The organism is Xanthomonas bonasiae (assembly GCF_014836395.1).
In the GTDB taxonomy this organism is placed as follows: Bacteria; Pseudomonadota; Gammaproteobacteria; order Xanthomonadales; family Xanthomonadaceae; genus Xanthomonas_A; species Xanthomonas_A bonasiae.
Map to the genome: position 1 here is coordinate 107,356 of NZ_JACSQX010000002.1, position 19,213 is coordinate 126,568.

A 19,213-nucleotide genomic window follows, 5' to 3' on the forward strand; every position below is an offset into this window, starting at 1 on the left:
ACCGGCGCCTGCAGCGGTTGCCTGTTCCCTATCTGTATGCAGGCGGGCGGCCTGACACGCGAGGCACCGGCTCCAGCGCGGCCGCGGCGATGCGTGTCCGCCTGCCTCGCCGCTGGCACGCGCCCTGCGCATGCCGTGTCGCGGATGCGCGCGCACGGCGGCACGTAACGCAAACAGGCAGTCACACACACGCAACCATGTGTCGACACCATCGCAGCCCCCACACAAGCATTCACCCTTGATGAATTTTCCGAAAAATTTCCGTGCTCCGCGGCGCACGACCCTCGCCCTGCTGCTGTCGGCGATGGTCGCCCACGCCCAGGCGGCCAGCGACGCCGGCGCTCCTGCCGCCGATGCCGACGCGCAGGTCTCCACCCTGGACCAGGTGCAGGTCGTCGGCCAAGCCACCACCTACGCCAAGACCAGCGTCAGCAAGGAGATGCTGGACCGCCAGTTCGCGATGGGCAGCGTCAACGACGTGCTCAACGAATTGCCCGGGGTGATCGTGACCGAGGCCGATGCGTTCGGCTCCTCCGACTGGGGCACGCAGATCAGCATGCGCGGCTTCGTCAGCAACCGCGATACGCAGCAGATCGGCACCACCATCGACGGCCTGCCCAACGGCGGCTCGGCCTATGGCGGCGGCTCCAAGGCCAACCGCTTCATCGACACGCTCGACCTGGAGACGGTCGAAGTCAGCCAGGGCACCGCCGACATCGCCTCGCGCTCCAACGAAGCGCTGGGCGGCACGCTCAACTACCTGACCGGCGAACCGCTCGACGCACAGCGCGTGCGCATGGCCGTGGGCATCGGCGACAACGAGGCGCGCAAGTACTACGCGCGCTACGACACCGGCCTGATCGGCACCAGCAAGGCCTGGCTCAGCGCCTCGCACAGCAGCAACACCGACTGGATCGACGGCAGTGGCCACACCACCCGCGATCATCTCGCCGGCAAGTTCGACAGCGACTTGGGCGCGTGGAAGCTCAGCGGCTACCTGTCCTACGACGACGCCGACGAATCCGAGTACAGCAGCGTCACCCCCGAGCAGTTCGCGCGCGATCCCGAGCACGACCTGCTGACCGGCACCCTCACCGGCATTCCCTATCTGGACCAGAACTACCGTTCCGGCTCGCGCGCGCTGCGCAAGAACACCTTCGGCTACCTGCGCGGTGCGTTCGACGGCGGCAACGGCTTCAAGGCCACGCTCGCCGGCTACGCGCATCGCATGGAAGGCCGCGGCGACTGGATCCCGCCGTACCTGGTGGACGTGACCGACGACGGCAGCGGCAAGCCCGAATCCGAATACACCGGCGGACACACCGTGTACGGCGGCAGCGACCTGGGCAAGATCTACTTCGTCACCCCCACCGGCGCGGCGGCGACGATGCTGGCCGGCTGCAGCGGCAGCGCGACGGTGCCGGCCGAGTCCGATCCGGCCTGCTACCCGGTCGGCTCGCAGGCGGTGCAGTCCTACCGCCACAGCCATTACGACAACGACCGCGCCGGCTTCACCGCCGATGCCGAATGGCGCGCCGACCTGGGCGCGATCGACAACACCGTGCGCGCCGGCGTGTGGCTGGAAAAATACCAGCGCAGCGTCACCCGCGACTGGCACCGCTTGCTCAACGTCGGCACCAACATCGCCTTCGACCACGTGCCGTACTGGGTGCAGTTCAAGGACCACTACGACACCGACGAGCGCATGTACTACGTGGAAGACGTGATGCGCTACGGCAACTTCGCCTGGCGCGTGGGCGTCAAGCAGTTCTTCGTCGACCAGACCCGCGACCGCCGCATCGGCGACAGCGAACACGTCGAGTCGGACTCGCATTCCGATCCGCTGTTCTCCGCCGGCCTGACCTGGACCACCCCGGTGAAGGGCCTGGAAGCCTTCGCCGGCTATTCGCAGAACTTCGCCGCGATTCCCTCCGGCGTGCTCGGCGAGACCGACCCGGTGGCGCTGAGCCGGGTCAAGCCGGAGACCGCCGACAACATCGAGCTGGGCCTGCGCATGAGCCGCTGGCCGCTGACCGGCAGCGTCACCGTGTACGACATCCGCTTCGACAACCGCATCGTCTACGTGCCGGCGAACTTCGTCAGCGGCATCGACTATCTCGGCGAGACCGACGGCGTCTACGAGAACTTCGGCGGCGTGCATGCGCGCGGCGTGGAAGCGGCGCTGGGCTATGGCTGGGACAACGGCTGGCGGGTCAACGGCGCCTACACCTTCAACAAGGCGACCTACCTGGGCAGCGGCGACGCCGCGCGCGACACCGCACTGGAGATCACCCCCGGCTCGCAGGTGATCGGGCAGCCGCGCAACACCCTGGTGGCCTCGGCCGACTGGCAGGGCCAGGCCTGGTCGTTCGGCATCTCCGGGCGCTACCTCGGCAAGCGCTACCTGGATGCGTCCAACAGCAACAGCCTGGACGGCGTCACCACCTTCGGCGCGCACCTGGGCCTGAGCCTGTCGCAGCTGTCGGCGCAGCTGCAGGGCGTGAAGCTGGACCTCAACGTCAGCAACCTCACCGACAAGCGCTACCTGGAAGGCGTGGACGGCAGCGACAGCGCGTTCATCGCCGCACCGCGCACGGTCGGCCTGACCCTGACGCTGGATCTGTAATCGCGCAGCCCGCATGCTGCGTCCTCGCCGGCGGCCTGGCGCCGCCGGCGAGCCCTTTTCGTCCCGTCCTGCCGGTGCCCGCGCCATGACCGATCTTCCCCGCCGCCGCCTGCTCCAGGCCGGCGTCGCCGGCGCCGCCGCCGCGCTGTTGCCGCCCAGCATCGCCCGCGCCGCCGCGATCGCCCCGGACGTGCGCAGCGGCACCTTGCAGGACCTGCAGCACGTGGTGATCCTGATGCAGGAGAACCGCGCCTTCGACCATTACTTCGGCAGCTTCGCCGGCGCGCGCGGCTTCGGCGACCGCTTCCCGATCCCGGCGCCGCCGTTGCCCGGCATCGCGCCGCGCACCGTCTGGCTGCAACCCAGCGAAGACGGCAGCCGGCTGCTGACGCCGTTTCCGCTGCATACCGCGCGCGACTTCCGCGGCATGCGCGTGCAGGGCACCCCGCACACCTGGCCCAATGCGCAGCAGGCCTGGGACCACGGCCGCATGGGCCGCTGGGCCGCGGCCAAGCACGACCACGCATTGGCCCACTACGAACGCGACGACCTGCCGTTCCAGTTCGCGCTGGCCGAGGCCTTCACCCTGTGCGACGCCTACCACTGCGCGATCCAGGCCGGCACCAATCCCAACCGCGTGTTCCTGTGGACCGGGCAGAACGATCCGCACGCGCGCGCCGGCGGGCCGGTGATCGCCAACTCGCACGACAACTTCCCCGAACTGGGCGGGCATGCCGACGACTACCGCTGGCCCAGCTACGTGGAAGCGTTGCAGCAGGCCGGCGTGTCCTGGCAGATCTACCAGGACATGGCCGACAACTTCACCGACAACCCGCTGGCCGGCTTCGCCCCGTTCCGTGCCGCCTGGCGCGGCGCGCCCGGGCACGAATCGCAACTGCGCGAACGCGGAGTCGGCACGCGCACGCTGGCGCAGCTGCGCGAGGACGTGCTCGGCGCACGGCTGCCGGCGGTGAGTTTCATCATCGCCGACGCCGCCGGCAGCGAGCATCCCGATCCGTCCAGCCCCGCGCAGGGCGCGGCCTACACCGCGCGCGTGCTGGATGCGCTGACCGCCGATCCGCAGGTGTGGTCGCGCACCGCGCTGCTGCTGATGTTCGACGAGAACGACGGCTTCTTCGACCACGTGCCGCCGCCGGCGCCGCCCTCGCCCGACCCGGCAGCGGCCGGTGGCTGGGCCGGGGCGTCCACGGTGAGCACCGACGGCGAATACCACCTGCACCCGGCGCCGGGCGACGAAAAGGCCGACCTGCCCGAACTGCGCGGCCGGCCCTACGGGCTGGGCCCGCGGGTGCCGATGTACGTGATCTCGCCGTGGAGCCGCGGCGGCTGGATCGATTCGCAGGTCTACGACCACACCTCGGTGCTGCGCTTGCTGGAACGCCGCTTTGGCGTCGCCGCGAGTGGGCTGACGCCGTGGCGCCGCGCGGTCTGCGGCGACCTGGTCGATGCCTTCGACTTCCGCCAGGCCGATACGCGCCCGTTCTTCGCCGCGCTGCCCGACGTCAGCGCCGCCGCCGCGCGCGCGGCCGCCTTGCACGAACATGCGCTGCCGCCGCTGCCGCCCACCGTGCAGGCGCCGCAGCAGCCGTTCGGCGTGCGCCGCTCGCGCGCGTTGCCGTATCGCCCGACGGTGCAGTTGCAACACGTGAGCCCACGCGGCGAAGTGCTGCTGCGGATGGGCAATGCCGGCGCAGCCGCGGTGCTGCAGGTCTACGACCGCTACGACCTGGCCGCGATTCCGCGGCGCTACACGCTGGGCGCAGGCGCCACGCTGGACGCCACCTGGACCACCTACGACGGCCGCTACGACCTGTGGCTGCTCGGCCCCAACGGCTTCCACCGCCATTACCGCGGCGACCTCGACGCCGCGCCGCTGCAGGCCGAGATCGCCCAGGACGTGCGCGATCCGCGAGCCTTGTGCCTGCTGCTGCGCAACCCGGGCAACAGCGCGCTGCGCGTGGAACTGCAGCCCGCCGCCTATGCGCAGGCGCAACCCCGCGACAGCGTGCTGCTGGCGCCCGGCACCGAACAGCGGCGCAGCTGGAGCGCGGCGGCCAGTGGCGGCTGGTACGACCTGTGGGTGGTCCAGGACGGCGCGCGCCAGCGCCTGGCCGGGCGCGTGGAAACCGGCAAACCCGGCGTCAGCGATCCGGCGATGGGCGGGCCGGCGCGGTTGTATCAGGAGGACCCGGTCGTGATCGGTGCGCTCGGCCCGATCGGCTGAGCGCCACGTTTTTTTAGCGCGATGACCGCACGCGAACCCGCGCAGCGGCCGCACGCCGGCAAGCGCGGAAACGCTCAGCGCGCGCCGGCCGCATCCAGCACCCCAATGCTCCCCAGCCAGGTTTCCACCAGGTGCGGCCACTGCGCGACCGGCAGCTTGCCCGCACGCAGGCCGAAGGCATGGCCACCTTGCGCGTACAGGTGCATTTCCGTCGGCACGCCGGCCTCTTTCAGCGCGACGTAGTAAGCCAGCGACTGCGACACTCCATCCACCTCATCGTTCTCGGCCTGCAGCAGGAAGGTCGGCGGCGTATCCGCGCTGACGGTGATGTCAGGGCGCAGATCCAGGCGGGTCGGATCGCGCGTGGCGTCGTCCTCGTCCTCGTGCGCCCACAGGTGGCCCGGATAGACGGCGATGGCGAAGTCCGGGCGGCAACTCTGCGCGTCGGCGGCATCCACCGCCGGATACGTGCGCCTGGCGAAATGCGTGCTGGTCGCGGCCACCAGATGCCCGCCCGCGGAAAACCCCATCACCCCGACCTTGTGCGGATCGATCCCCCACTCCGCCGCATGCAGGCGCACCAGTCCCAGCGTGCGCTGCGCGTCCTGCAGCGCGGTCTGGACCTTCGGGTAGTACCGAGCGCCGTTGACCCAGGTCGGCCCCGAATTCGGGACACGGTACTTCAGCAGTACGCAGGTGATGCCGCGCGATGTCAGCCAATCGCAGATCTCGGTGCCCTCAAGATCCATCGCCAGTATTTGGTAGCCGCCGCCGGGAAACACCACTACCGCCACACCGGTGTTGCGACCCGTCGGCGCATACACCGTCATCGTCGGCCGGCTGACGTCGTTGGCCCTGCCTGGTCCGGGACCGACCGATTCTGGTTTCGGATGGGGCAATGCATCGGGAGCCGTGCCGGGCCAGATCGGCACCTGCACATGGCCAGGCGCTGGTTGCCAGGCCTCCGCCTGCGCCTGTGTATGGGCGAACAGCAGTGCGACGGCCGCAACGCTGGAAAGGAACGGATTGCGCATCGTGGTGCTCCAGTGGATGGCGAAGAGGAAGAAGCAAGCAAGAGGGAGGAACGCATGCGCTATGCGGAAACACGAGGCGTCCACTCGCAGGTGCGGCAGCGCATGCGCCGGCGCCCGGATCTGGTGATTCGCAATGCAGGTGCGGCGGCCGCGCCACGCCTGGGATGGGTGCTGCCGCCAACCAGCAGCGGCGTCCACTGGGCCGCCAAGCGCGCCACGGCGATGACCGCTGCGGCCGCGCGTGGCGCTCGCGCTCAAGCCGCGAGCGTCTCGCGGACCGCGACCGCCACCGCCTTCAGCGCCGCGTCGCGCGCATCGCTGTCGACCTTGGCACCGTTGAGGTAGGCGGTCAGCAGCAACGGCGCCCGCCCGCCCGGCGGCCACACGATGGCGATGTCGTTGCGGGTGTCGGTGCCGTTGCTGCCGGTCTTGTCGCCGATCTTCCAATCGCGCGGCAGGCCGGCGCGCAGGCAATCGTCGCCGGTGCGGTTGTCGAGCATCCAATCGGTCAGGCGCTTGCGCGAGGCCGGTTGCAATGCATCGCCGAGCAACAGCGTGCGCATGGTCGTGGCCGTCGCCGCCGGCGTGGTGGTATCGCGTGGATCGCCCACGGCGAACTGGTTCATCTCCGGCTCGTGGCGGTCGCTGCGGGTCACCGGATCGCCGAGCCTGCGCAGGAAGCGGGTCAGCCCCGGCGGGTCGCCGACCAGCGGGAACAGCAGATTGGCCGCCGGGTTGTCGCTGTAGATCATCGTCGCCCGGCACAGCTCGGCCACGCTGAGCGTGCCGCCGACATGGCGCTCGGTCACCGGCGCATGCGACACCATGTCCGCGGCGCGGATGTCGACCCGCTGTTCCAGGCTCAGTTCGCCGCGATCGACCCGCTGCAGCACCGCGGCCGCCAATACAAATTTGAAGGTGCTGCACATCGGGAAGCGTTCGTCCAGGCGCTGCCCGCCCAACATCCTGCCGCTACCGTCGAGCAGCGCCACGCCCAACCGCCCGGCCGTGCGGCGCTCGATCCCGGCGAGCCGCTGCGCCAGCGTCCGCGCGTTGCCCGGCGGCACTTTCGCATCCACCGTCGCCACCGCCAGCGCGGCCGCCGCCAGCCCCATGCCCTGCAGGAATCGTCGTCTGTCCAGCATCGTCCACCTCCGTCGAAGACCCGATCATGCGCAGCTTGACCGCGGCCCACCAGCGAGGTTATTCAATCGCAATCATGAAAATAACTAATGGCGCACGATGATCCGCCCGCAGCTGCCATTGAACGCCCTGCGCGCCTTCGAAGCCGCCGCACGGCACCAGAACCTGACCCGCGCGGCCGCCGAGCTGTGCGTGACCCAGGCCGCGCTCAGCCACCAGATCAAGCAACTGGAAGCGCGCCTGGGCGTGGTCCTGTTCCAGCGATTGCCGCGCGGCGTGGCCCTGACCGACGAAGGCCAGCGCCTGCATCCGGTGCTGACCGAGGCCTTCGACCGCATCGCCGCCACCCTGCAGCGCTTCGCCGGCGGCCGCTACCGCGAGACGCTGAGCATCGGCGTGGTCGGCACCTTCGCGGTGGGCTGGCTGCTGCCGCGGCTGGACGCCTTCCACGCCGCGCATGCGGACATCGAACTGCGCGTGCACACCCACAACAACCGGGTCGATCTGGCCGGCGAAGGCCTGGACCTGGCGATCCGCTTCGGCGACGGCGACTGGCAGGGCCAGTCCGCCACGCCGATCCTGGACGCGCCGTTCGCGCCGGTGTGCGCGCCGGTGCTGGCGCGGTCGCTGCGCGTGCCGGCCGACCTGGGCGGCGTGCCGCTGCTGCGCTCCTACCGGCTGGACGAATGGGCGCGCTGGCTGCAGGCGGCCGGCGCGCCGGAAGTGGTCGCCAGCGGGCCGATCTGCGATTCGTCGCTGACCCTGGCCAGCGCGGCGGCGGCGGGCGCCGGCGTGGCCTTGCTGCCGCTGCGCCTGTTCGCCCAGGACCTGGACGCCGGGCGCCTGCTCGCGCCGTTCCCGACCCGCATCGACGCCGGCCGCTACTGGCTCACCCGGCTGCGCTCGCGCGCGGAAAACGACGCAAGCCGCCGCCTGCGCGAATGGCTGCTGGCCGAGCGATGACAGACGGCGCGCGGCGCATCGGCTAGTCGCTGTCGACGCCGGCCTGCATGATCGAGCCGGACACGCCACAGCCCCCACCAGCGCACTCCGACAGCAGCGCGACCGGGCACCACAGGCCAGGTGAAGAATTTGTGCACTGCCGCTTGGCGGCTGCCCGAACGCCGAACTATGATCATGGTCGCAGTTGCAATGTGCGCCAGGGGAAGGCGATCACGTTCCTGGGGGGAACACGCAATGAACCGTTTCGTCATGGCCGCTCGTCCGGCTCTGGTTTCTCGCGACATCGTCCTGGCCGCCGCGCTGGCCTGCCTGTGCGTATTGCACCTGGCCTATTTCCTGCGCAGCGGCGCGAGCGAATGGCACTGGGCGCTGAGTGCGGCCGGGCTGGCCTTGATGGGGATCAAGGCCGGCTTGCGGCCGACGCCGACGGCACGCCCGTCGCTGCGCGGCCTGCGCTCGCGTACGCCGCTGGACTGGGCCGCCATCGCCGGCGGCCTGCTGGTCGTGGCCAGCGCCGCCGCCTGAGCGCGTCCGCAGCACGCCGGCATGGTGCCGGCAAGCGCGCAGCGGGCGCTTGGCGTTTTGGCCAGACGCTCTGACCATGCCGCCGGCGGTCGTCATGTATCTGCCGCCATGCGGCATCGCCGTTCGCGTCCGCCGCAGGCGCACGCCTCGCGTTCGCTATCCCGCGCGCGCATCGCCGGTTCCCACCCGCGATGCCAGCTTCCGAAACGCCTCGCGCTGGGCGGCATCGACGAACCAGGAGGTGGGCACCAGGTCGAACAACATGTCGTTGTGATACAGCAGCAGCACCTGCGGATTCTCGCGATAGCGGATGAAATCGGCCCAGGGACGGCGCGCGTGCCCGCCCGACCAGGTAACCTCAAGACCGTTCTCGTCCCAGGCGTAGGTGATGGCATGCCGCAGCGCCGCCTGTTGCGCATGCAGGCGCCGCAGCTTGCGCGGCAGTTTCCACCCGTACAGCAAGGCCAGGCCGATCAGGCCACCGCCACCGATGCCGCCCAGCAGGCCGCCTACGATGCAGACAGCATCGCTGGTGCCGACCATCACGAGCGGCACTCCAACCAACAACAGCGTCGCCGACAGCACCAGCGCACGCCGTAGCGGGCGCCGTTGGTGCAGGCGTTGCGCGGCAAGATAGTCATCCAGGCTGATGACGCCGCTGATCATGCTCGGCTGGCCTCGTTCGCTTGTGTCGTTTGCACAAGCGTATCGGCGTGCGCATGAACGGGCATGCGCACGCGGCACCACAACGGACTGCGCCAGCGATCGCGCCGCAAGCGCAACGGGCTATGCGCCTTCGATCAATTCCATCCACGCCTGCTCGGCCTGCGCCAGCAGTTGCGCGGTGGCCTCACGGTCGCGGCCCAGCACCGCCATCTTCTCCACGTCGGCGTAGTGCTTTGGATCGGCGAGCTGGCGGTCGAGCTCGGCCAGCGCCGCTTCCAGCTCGCCGACGCGCTTTTCGGCGGCGGCCAGCTTGTGCGGGTTCGGCGGCTTCTTCGCCGGCAGCGGCTTGACCGGCGGCGGCGGGGTCGGCGCGACCTCGGCCATCTTCTGCTTGGTGCCCTGCGCGGCCGGACGGCTGCGCAGCCACGCCGCGTATTCGTCCAGGTCGCCGGCGAACGGCTCGACCACGCCGTCGGCCACGCGCCAGAACGTGTCGCAGACCAGGCCGATCAGATGGCGGTCGTGCGAGACCATCACGATCGCGCCCTCGAAATCGCTCAATGCCTCGGCCAGCGCCTCGCGCATCTCCAGGTCCAGGTGGTTGGTCGGCTCGTCGAGCAGCAGCACGTTCGGCTGCTGCCAGGCGATCAGCGCCAGCGCCAGGCGCGCGCGCTCGCCGCCGGAGAAGCCGTCCACCACTTCGAACGCGCGATCGCCCGGGAAATTCCACTTGCCGAGGAAGTCGCGGAACGCCTGGATCGACGCGTCCGGCGAGATCTCGCGGAAATGGTCGATCGGCGACTGCCCTTCGTGCAGCGACTCCACCGTGTGCTGGGCGAAGTAGCCGATGCGCAGGTCCGGATGCGCGCTGCGTTCGCCGCTGAGCAGCGGGATCTCGCCGACCAGGCTCTTGACCAGGGTCGACTTGCCGGCGCCGTTGGGGCCGAGCAGGCCGATGCGGTCGCCCGCCTCCAGGCCGAACCCGGCCTGGCGCAGGATCACCTCGCTGCCGTAGCCGCAGTCGGCATGGTTGAGCCGGATCAGCGAATGCGGCAGGCGGTTGGGCTGGGCGAACTCGATGCGGAACTCGCGCTCGGCGCGCACCGCCTCGGTGCCGGCCATCTTCGCCAGCCGCTTCATCCGGCTCTGCGCCTGGCTGGCCTTGCTGGCCTGCGCCTTGAAGCGGTCGATGAAGCTCTGCAGGTGGGCGCGCTCGGCCTGTTCCTTCTCGTGCGCGATCTGCTGCTGGCGCAGCTGCTCGGTACGCTGGCGCTCGAAATCGGTGTAGCCGCCGACATACAGCTTGGCGCCGCCGCCGTGCAGATGCAGGGTGTGGGTGGCGACGTTGTCGAGGAATTCGCGGTCGTGGCTGATCAGCAGCAGCGTGCCCGGGTACTTCAGCAGCCACTGTTCCAGCCACAGCACCGCGTCCATGTCCAGATGGTTGGTCGGCTCGTCGAGCAGCAGCAGGTCCGAGGGCATCATCAGCGCCCGCGCCAGGTTCAGCCGCACCCGCCAGCCGCCGGAGAAATCCTTGACCGGGCGCGAATGCGTCGCCGCCGGGAAGCCCAGGCCGTGCAGCAGCTTGCCGGCGCGCGCGGTGCCGTCGTAGCCGCCGACCTCTTCCAGGCGCACGTGCGCGGCGGCGACCGCCTCCCAGTCCTCCGCGGCCAGCGCGGCGGCCTCGGCCTGCAGCGCCGCCGCCACCTCGGTGTCGCCGCCGAGCACGAAGTCCAGCGCCGGATCCGGCAGCGACGGGGTTTCCTGGGCGACGCTGGCGGTGCGCAGCTTGCCGGGCAGTTCCACATCGCCCTTGTCCGCCTCCAGCTCGCCGCGGATCGCCGCGAACAGGCTGGACTTGCCGGTGCCGTTGCGCCCGACCACACCGACGCGGTAGCCGGCATGCAGGGTCAGATCGACGTTGGACAACAGCAGCCGCTCGCCGCGGCGCATGGCGAAGTTTCTAAGGGAAATCACGGGAAGGGGGGCACTCGACGTTCGAGGCGGCAGTGTATCCGCTTCGTCCCGGATGGCCCACCCCGGATCCGGGCCGCGGCCGGCCATCGGCCCCCGCCGCGCGGGCCTCGGACCGGACCCGTCCGCCACCCGGCAACTGGATCCAATACCGTTTTTGTATACGCGGCCAGATGAAAAAAATATTTCAATCGGGGCGATTCATCGCTGCACTGCAGCATGCCGCGCCTGCCCTCAGGGCACTCAGACCCACGCCATTCCCCCAGCCACTGGAGTCTCCGTACGATGAAGCACCGCCCGCTCCCCCTGGCCAGCGCCATCCTGCTCGCCCTCGCCTCCGGCACCAGTTTCGCCCAGCAAGACCAGGCTCCCAAGACCCTGGACAACATCATCGTCACCGGCACCCGCATCGCCGACCGCACGGTGGCCGAGTCGCAGTCGCCGATCGACATCATCGGCCCCGAATCGCTGCAGGCGACCGGCGCCAGCGACCTGGGCAGCGCCCTGGGCAAGCTGCTGCCGTCGCTGAACTTCCCGCGCCCGGCGATCAACGACGGCAACGACGCGCTGCGCCCGGCGACCCTGCGCGGCCTGTCCCCGGACGCGGTGCTGGTGCTGGTGGACGGCAAGCGCTACCACACCACCTCGCTGGTCAACTACAACCCGTCGGTCGGCCGCGGCTCGGCGCCGGCCGATCTCAATTCGATCCCGATGTCGGCGATCGCGCGCATCGAGGTGCTGCGCGACGGCGCCTCCGCGCAGTACGGCTCCGATGCGATCGCCGGGGTGATCAACATCGTGCTCAAGCACGGCGCCAAACCCGGCAGCAACAGCGTCTCGGTCAACGGCGGCATCATGGACAAGGGCGACGGCGCGCAGAACGGCGTGGACGGCTCGTACGGATTGGCCTTCGGCGGCGCGAACGACGGCGAAGCGCCCGGCTGGGTGCGGCTGTCCTGGAACTACCAGAACGCGATGAACACCAACCGCGCCGAGAACGCCGACAAGGCCACCACCCTGGCTGGCGCCGACAATCCCAGCGGCATTCCGTACCAGCGCTACGGCGACCCCGCGGTCAAGACCTACCAGGGCCTGCTCAGCTTCGGCTATGCGCTGACCCCGCGCATCGACCTGTACGGCTACGCCAACTTCAGCCGCCGCGAGGTGGTGTCCAACGGCTACTACCGCGCCTGGGACAACAGCGACCGCAACGTGCAGGCGATCTACCCCAACGGCTTCCTGCCGCAGATCTACAACCCGTCCAACGACCGCGCCGCGGTGCTGGGCCTCAAGGGCAGCACCGACAGCGACTGGACCTGGGACGTCTCCGCCGACTACGGCGAGAACGACGTGACCTTCAACCTGCTCAACACCATCAACACCAATCTGTACTGGACCACCGGCGCTTCGCCCACCCGTTTCAATGCCGGCGGCTTCCGCAACCGGCAGGGCGTGCTCAATGCGGACTTCAGCAAGTCCTTCGACTGGGGCCTGGCCTATCCGGTCAACCTCGCCTTCGGCGCCGAATACCGGCAGGACAAGTACGCGGTCAACGCCGGCTCGCCGGATTCGTACTTCTTCGATCCGACCACGATCAACCCCGACACCGGCAGCGCCTATCCGGGCGGCTCGCAGGTGTTCCCGGGCCTGTCGCCGGCGGTGGCCGGCGACTTCGAGCGGCACAGCAAGGCGGTCTATGCCGACCTGGAGGCCGACCTGACCGAGAAACTCTCCGGTGGCCTGGCCGCGCGCTACGAGGACTACAGCGATGCCGGCTCCACCCGCTCCGGCAAGCTGTCGGCGCGCTACCAGCTCAGCGACGCCTTCGCCCTGCGCGGCACCGTCTCCAATGGCTTTCGCGCGCCCTCGCTGGCGCAGCAGAACTACGCCTCGGTGGTGACCCTGCTGCAGAACGGGCAACTGACCCAGATCGGCACCTACCGCACCTCCGACCCGGTGGCCATCGCGCTCGGCGCCAAACCGCTGACCCCGGAAAAATCCAGCAACTACAGCGTCGGCGCGGTGTGGCAGGCCGGCACCGACTTCAGCTCCACCCTGGACCTGTACCAGATCCGCATCTGGGACCAGATCCTGTATTCGGACCAGCTGTCGCTGGATGTGCCGATCGGGCAGGTCACCGCGGTGCAGTTCTTCGTCAACGGCGCGACCACGCGTACCCGCGGCGTCGACTGGGTGAACAACTATCTGCTCGATCTGGACCAGGCCGGCAGGCTCAACCTGAGCCTCAGCGCCAACTACAACAAGACCGAGATCCTGGAGGTCTCCGATCCCAACTTCCGGCGCGCCAGCCAGGGCCTGCTGACCGACGCCACCCCGCGCACCAAGTACGTGCTCAGCGCCGACTGGACCCGCGCCGGCTGGAGCGTGCGTGGCGACGCCACCCGCTACGGCGCGGTCACCCGCCGCGGCGACAATGCCGACGGCAGCCAGGATCAGACCTTCGCCGCACGCTGGCTGTTGAACGTGTCCACCAGCTACACGTGGCGCGACCTCACCTTCAGCGTGGGCGCGGACAACCTCACCAACCAGTACCCGACCCGGTCGGCACCGAACAACATCTACGAGGACCGCCCCAGCGGCCTGCAGTACTCGTCGCTGTCTCCGTTCGGCTTCAACGGCCGCTACTGGTTCGGCCGGGTGAGCTACCGCTTCTAGGGCAACCTCCAGGCCAGCCTTACTGCCACACCCCGCACAGGCCGCTCCGCCGCAGGGCGCGGGCGGCCTGTGCCATTGGGGCGAGCCACCATTTCACTTAGAACCGAAAGGCATAAGAACATGCTGCGGCATGCTGCACTGCCGCGCGATTGTTAAATAATAATAACGACCCCTGGGGCAGGCCCGCATGGCCGGCGTCGCACAGCGACCGCCCCCTTTGCCGTTTCGGCATCCGCTGGAGTTTCCATGAACCGTCCGTTGTCCCTGTTGGCGAGCGCCGTGCTCGCCGCCCTCGCCGCCCCTTCGGTGCTGGCGCAGACCACCACCACCGACACCCCGAGCACGCTCGACACCGTCATCGTCACCGGCACCCGGGTCAGCGACCGCACCGTGGCCGAGTCGCAGTCGCCGATCGACATCATCAGCACCGAAGCGCTGCAGTCCACCGGCACCTCCGAGCTGGCCACCGCGCTGTCGCGCGTGCTGCCCTCGCTGAACTTCCCGCGCCCGGCGCTGACCGACGGCACCAGCGGCATCCGCCCGGCGCAGCTGCGCGGGCTGTCGCCGGACCAGGTGCTGGTGCTGGTCAACGGCAAGCGCCGCCACACCTCCGCACAGATCAACGTCAACGGCAGCATCGGCCGCGGCGCCTCGGCGGTGGACATCAACGCGATCCCGATCGCGGCGATCGAGCGCGTGGAAGTGCTGCGCGACGGCGCCTCGGCGCAGTACGGCTCCGACGCCATCGCCGGGGTCATCAACATCGTGCTGAAGGGCTCGGGCAGCGGCGGCAGCCTGGCGATCGACCACGGCCAGTACTCGGCCGGCGACGGCGCCAAGTCGCAGCTCTCCGGCGATACCGGGGTCAGCTTCGGCGACGGCCGCGGCAGCCTGCATGTGGCCGGGCAGATCAGCCAGCAGGACGAAACCAACCGCGCCGGCCCCTACCGGGGCACCGCGCCGAACACCGGCAACTATCCGGGCATCGGCGAGACCACCTTCGTCTACGGCGACCCGCAGGTCGATGCGACCGCGGTCTCGGCCAACGGCGAGTTCCGTTTCAGCGACCGCGTCACCGGCTACGCCACCGCCATCGCCAGCAACCGCGACATCACCTCGTTCGCGTTCTACCGCTCGCGCAACCATAACGGGCAGAGCGCGCTGCTGGCGCAGACCTATCCCGACGGCTACGTGCCGGAGATCGAGCAGTACTCCAAGGACCGCTCGCTGGTGGCCGGACTCAAGGGAAGCACCGAAGGCGGCTTCGGCTGGGACGTGAGCTACAACTACGGCTACAACAAGATCGACTTCAACACCCGCAACAGCATCAACTACAGCCTCGGCATCGACAGCCCGAGCAGCTTCTACGACGGCGCGCTGGAGTACACCCAGAACATCGTCAATGCCGACTTCACCCAGCCGCTGGAATGGGGCCTGGCCTATCCGGTGACGCTGTCCTTCGGCGCCGAGTACCGCCAGGAGAAGTGGAACCAGTCGCCGGGCGAACTGGCCTCCTACACCGGCACCACCGGCGGCGCGCAGGGCTTCGCCGGCTTCTCGCCGGCCAACGCGGTGCATTCGGACCGCCACAACTACGCCGTCTACGCCGGGCTGGAAGCCGACTTCACCGACAAGTTCTCCGCCGGCCTCACCGGCCGCTACGAGGACTACTCGGATTTCGGCAGCAAGAGCTCGGGCAAGCTGTCGGCGCGCTACGCGTTCACCGACAAGGTGGCGCTGCGCGGCACCGTGGCCAGCGGCTTCCGCGCCCCGTCGCTGGCGCAGCAGCAATACCAGGCGGTGACCAGCAGCTACATCAACGGCAGCTTCTTCGAATCGGGCACCTTCCCGGTGGACAGCGCCGTGGCCCAGGCGCTGGGCGCCGCGCCGCTGAAGGCGGAGACATCGCTGTCCTACAGCCTGGGCCTGGTGCTGCAGCCGGTCGAGCGCCTGTACGTGACCCTGGACGCGTACCAGATCAAGATCGACGACCGCATCCTGCTGTCCTCCAACCTCAACGACGCCGCCGTGCTCGCGCAGTTGCAGAGCCTGGGCTATTCCAACGTCACCAGCGTGCGCTACTTCGCCAACGCGGCCGACACCCGCACCCGCGGCGTCGACCTGGTCGGCACCTACACGATCCCGTTCGCGGCCAGCTCGCTCGACCTCACCGCCAGCTACGGCTACAGCAAGACCGAGATCACCCATGCGATCGAACAGCCGCAGGCGCTGCTGGACATCGGCTCGACCCAGACCATCCTGGGCCGCGACGAGATCGGGCGCCTGGAGGACAGCTTCCCGAAGGACAAGATCATCCTCAGCGGCACCTGGAAGCTGCAGCGCTGGGACTTCAACCTGGCCGCCACCCGCTACGGCGATTTCACCGTGCGCAACTCCGCCAGCGCCGCGCGCGACCAGACCTACGACGCGAGCTGGGTGGTGGACGCCTCGGCCAGCTTCAAACCCGGCGACAACTGGACGCTGACCCTGGGCGCCGACAACCTGCTCGACCAGTACCCGGACAAGACCACCAACCTGGTCAACTCCACCTACGGCATGCTGCCCTACAGCAACTACTCGCCGTACGGATTCAACGGCGCCTACGTGTATGGGCGGATCAACTACCGCTGGTGATCGCCACGGTCGCGTCGCCGCGTGCGGCGCGATCCGTGAACTGGACCACACCCGAAAGGCCCCGCAATGCGGGGCCTTTCGTTTTTGTCTACGACCTCGGCAAACGGCGGCATCGATTCTGCCGCAAGTGCCGCAGCGGTCGTTGCAAATGCAACCACGCGCGCGGGTTTAACAGAACATTGACACACCCGACATATGCCGGTAACCCATGGCCGCAGCCGCAACATTCGCCATAGGCGCAACACCCGGGAGGGGGTGATGGCGAATGCGGCGGCGCCGACTCTTCCCCCATCCTGGAGCCGCCCCGCCAATGACCCGCACGTTCAGTCCTCTCGCCACTGCCGTCGCCCTCGCCCTGGCCACATCCGCCGCGCCTGCGCTCGCACAAAGCTCTTCTTCCAGCGCACAGACGCTGGATACCGTGATCGTCACCGGCACTCGCGTGGCCGACCGCACCGTCGCCGAATCGGCCTCGCCGATCGACATCATCTCGCCGGAAATGCTGCAGTCCACCGGCACCACCGAACTGGCCACCGCGCTGTCGCGCGCGGTGCCGTCGCTGAACTTCCCGCGCCCGGCGATCACCGACGGCTCCGACGCGGTGCGCCCGGCGCAGCTGCGCGGGCTCTCGCCGGACCAGGTGCTGGTGCTGGTCAACGGCAAGCGCTACCACACCACCGCGCTGGTCAACCTCAACGGCGCGCAGGGCCGCGGTTCGTCGCCGGCCGACCTCAACACCATTCCGATCGCCGCGGTCGAGCGCATCGAAGTGCTGCGCGACGGCGCCTCGGCGCAATACGGCTCCGACGCCATCGCCGGCGTCATCAACATCGTGCTCAAGGGCAGCGGCGAAGGCGGCAGCATCGCCGCGCGCTACGGCAAGTACAGCGCCGGCGACGGCGAGCAATACCAGCTGTCCGGCGACGCCGGGGTCAAGTTCGGCGAGAACGGCAGCGTGCATTTCGCCGCGCAGGCCGGCCACCAGGACCAGACCGACCGCGCCAAGCCGTACCAGGGCGAAGTGCAGCAGCGCTACGGCGACCCGGACGTCGACCAGGGCGCGTTCTCCTACAACGGCCAGTACAGCCCGGCCGAGTACCTGACCTTCTATTCCTACGGCATGCTCAGCCGCCGCGAGGTGCTGTCCAACGGCTACTTCCGCTGGTCCGGCGACAACCGCAACCGCCCGGAGATCTATCCGGACGGCTTCCTGCCGCAGATCTACAACGTCAGCAAGGACGTGTCCTGGGTCGGCGGCTTCAAGGCCAGCACCGAAGGCGGGCTGGGCATCGACATCAGCTACAACTACGGCCGCAACAACCTCAGCTTCGAGGTCAAGAACAGCCTGAACAACAGCCTGGGCACGAGCAGTCCGACCGATTTCTATGCCGGCACCCTGGAAGTCACCCAGAACCTGCTCAACGCCGACTTCACCAAGTCGCTGGAGGTCGGCCTGGCCTATCCGGTCACGCTGGCCTTCGGCGGCGAGTGGCGCGGCGAGAAGTTCAACGAATCGCCGGGCGATGCCGCCTCCTACGTCAACGGCGGCGTGCCTTCGGCCAACGGCAGCCTGCTGCCGGGCGCGCAGGTGTTCGCCGGCTTCAAGCCCAGCGATTCCGGCCACTACGACCGCAACAGCTACTCGGCCTACGTGGACCTGGAAGGCGACATCACCGATAAGTTCTCCGCCGGCCTGGCCGGGCGCTACGAGAACTACAGCGATTTCGGCGACACCAGCACCGGCAAGCTGTCGCTGCGCTACGCGTTCACCGACAAGATCGCGCTGCGCGCCACCGCCTCCACCGGGTTTCGCGCGCCGTCGCTGCAGCAGCAGTATTTCCAGTCCATCGCCACCAACTTCATCAACGTCACCCAGCCCGACGGCAGCATCACCGCCACGCCGTTCGAGATCGGCACCTTCCGCACCGACAATCCGGCCGCGGTCGCGCTCGGCGCCGAACCGCTGAAGGCGGAGAAGTCGAAGAACTACGGCCTGGGCCTGGTGCTGCAGCCGGGCGATGCGCTGTACGTCACCGTCGACGCCTACCGGATCGACATCGACGACCGCATCGTGCTGTCGGAGAACCTGACCTCCACCGCGGTGCGCGACTACCTGCAGGCCAACGGCTATGCCGGCATCGGCGGCGGCCGCTACTTCACCAACGCGATCGACACCAAGACCCAGGGCATCGACGCGGTCGGCACCTACAAGATCGCATTGAGCAACAGCAATCTGGACCTGACCGCCGGCTACAACTACAACAAGACCGAGATCGAGAAGATCGCCGAAAACCCGGCGGTGCTGGAGGCGATCGACCCGACCGCGGTGCGCATCGGCCGCGCCGAGATCGGCCGCATCACCAAGGGCGCGCCGCGCGACAAGTTCTTCCTGAGCAGCGTCTGGGCGCCGGGCAACTGGGCGTTCACCGCTACCGCCACGCGCTGGGGCGAGTTCACCGACTTCGGCACCACCGCCGCGGCCGACCAGACCTATGCGGCGAAGTGGACGCTGGACCTGGCCGCCAGCTACAAGCTGGGCAACTGGGACTTCACCATCGGCGGCGACAACGTGCTCAACGAATATCCCGACCAGTCGCGTGCCGGCGCGGGCACCCGCACTTACCTGCCTTACAGCACGTCCTCGCCGTTCGGTTTCAATGGCGCACTCGCCTACGCCAACGTCAACTACAAATGGTGATGCGCGCGCGGCGGTGACCGATGCGGCAC

At 69.0% G+C, this 19,213-nt stretch carries 11 protein-coding genes; 7 read left to right on the plus strand and 4 right to left on the minus strand.

The window, feature by feature from the left end:
• Positions 1-241 precede the first annotated feature (241 nt).
• Both H9658_RS03315 and H9658_RS03320 read left to right on the plus strand, forming a co-directional pair.
• Complete coding sequence (locus H9658_RS03315; protein ID WP_191824342.1) at positions 242-2,626, plus strand: TonB-dependent receptor; 2,385 nt, start codon at positions 242-244, stop codon at positions 2,624-2,626.
• Between the two features lie 85 nt (positions 2,627-2,711).
• Positions 2,712-4,871, plus strand: coding sequence for a phosphocholine-specific phospholipase C (locus tag H9658_RS03320; RefSeq protein ID WP_191824343.1), 2,160 nt, complete (start codon positions 2,712-2,714; stop codon positions 4,869-4,871).
• A 74-nt stretch (positions 4,872-4,945) separates the two neighbouring features.
• On the opposite strand, the gene H9658_RS03325 is transcribed toward H9658_RS03320, so the two are convergent.
• A complete protein-coding gene (locus H9658_RS03325) occupies positions 4,946-5,905 on the minus strand; it encodes an alpha/beta hydrolase (RefSeq protein WP_191824344.1) in 960 nt (319 codons plus the stop codon).
• Positions 5,906-6,159: 254 nt separating this feature from the next.
• The gene (bla, locus tag H9658_RS03330; RefSeq protein WP_191824345.1) at positions 6,160-7,050 is read right to left on the minus strand and encodes a class A beta-lactamase; all 891 of its coding nucleotides are present in this window, start codon (positions 7,048-7,050) and stop codon (positions 6,160-6,162) included.
• Positions 7,051-7,147: 97 nt separating this feature from the next.
• On the opposite strand from bla, the gene ampR reads away from it, so the two are divergent.
• Entirely contained in the window at positions 7,148-8,011 is an 864-nt protein-coding gene (gene ampR, locus H9658_RS03335; RefSeq protein ID WP_191824346.1) for a LysR family transcriptional regulator AmpR, read from the plus strand.
• Positions 8,012-8,245: 234 nt separating this feature from the next.
• Positions 8,246-8,536 (plus strand): hypothetical protein, encoded by a 291-nt coding sequence (locus tag H9658_RS03340; RefSeq protein WP_179566562.1) that lies wholly within the window; start codon positions 8,246-8,248, stop codon positions 8,534-8,536.
• A 156-nt stretch (positions 8,537-8,692) separates the two neighbouring features.
• Here the strand turns inward: H9658_RS03340 and H9658_RS03345 are convergent, their stop codons facing one another.
• Positions 8,693-9,202, minus strand: coding sequence for a YcxB family protein (locus H9658_RS03345; protein WP_191824347.1), 510 nt, complete (start codon positions 9,200-9,202; stop codon positions 8,693-8,695).
• 120 nt (positions 9,203-9,322) lie between these two features.
• Positions 9,323-11,179, minus strand: coding sequence for an ABC-F family ATP-binding cassette domain-containing protein (locus H9658_RS03350; RefSeq protein WP_191824348.1), 1,857 nt, complete (start codon positions 11,177-11,179; stop codon positions 9,323-9,325).
• A gap of 282 nt (positions 11,180-11,461) precedes the next feature.
• On the opposite strand from H9658_RS03350, the gene H9658_RS03355 reads away from it, so the two are divergent.
• The 3 genes from H9658_RS03355 to H9658_RS03365 all read left to right on the plus strand — a co-directional run bounded on the left by H9658_RS03355 (position 11,462) and on the right by H9658_RS03365 (position 19,184).
• Entirely contained in the window at positions 11,462-13,852 is a 2,391-nt protein-coding gene (locus H9658_RS03355; RefSeq protein WP_191824349.1) for a TonB-dependent receptor plug domain-containing protein, read from the plus strand.
• Between the two features lie 246 nt (positions 13,853-14,098).
• On the plus strand, positions 14,099-16,486 hold the full coding sequence (locus H9658_RS03360; RefSeq protein WP_191824350.1) for a TonB-dependent receptor plug domain-containing protein: 2,388 nt from the start codon (positions 14,099-14,101) through the stop codon (positions 16,484-16,486).
• 310 nt (positions 16,487-16,796) lie between these two features.
• On the plus strand, positions 16,797-19,184 hold the full coding sequence (locus tag H9658_RS03365) for a TonB-dependent receptor plug domain-containing protein (RefSeq protein WP_191824351.1): 2,388 nt from the start codon (positions 16,797-16,799) through the stop codon (positions 19,182-19,184).
• Positions 19,185-19,213 lie beyond the last annotated feature (29 nt).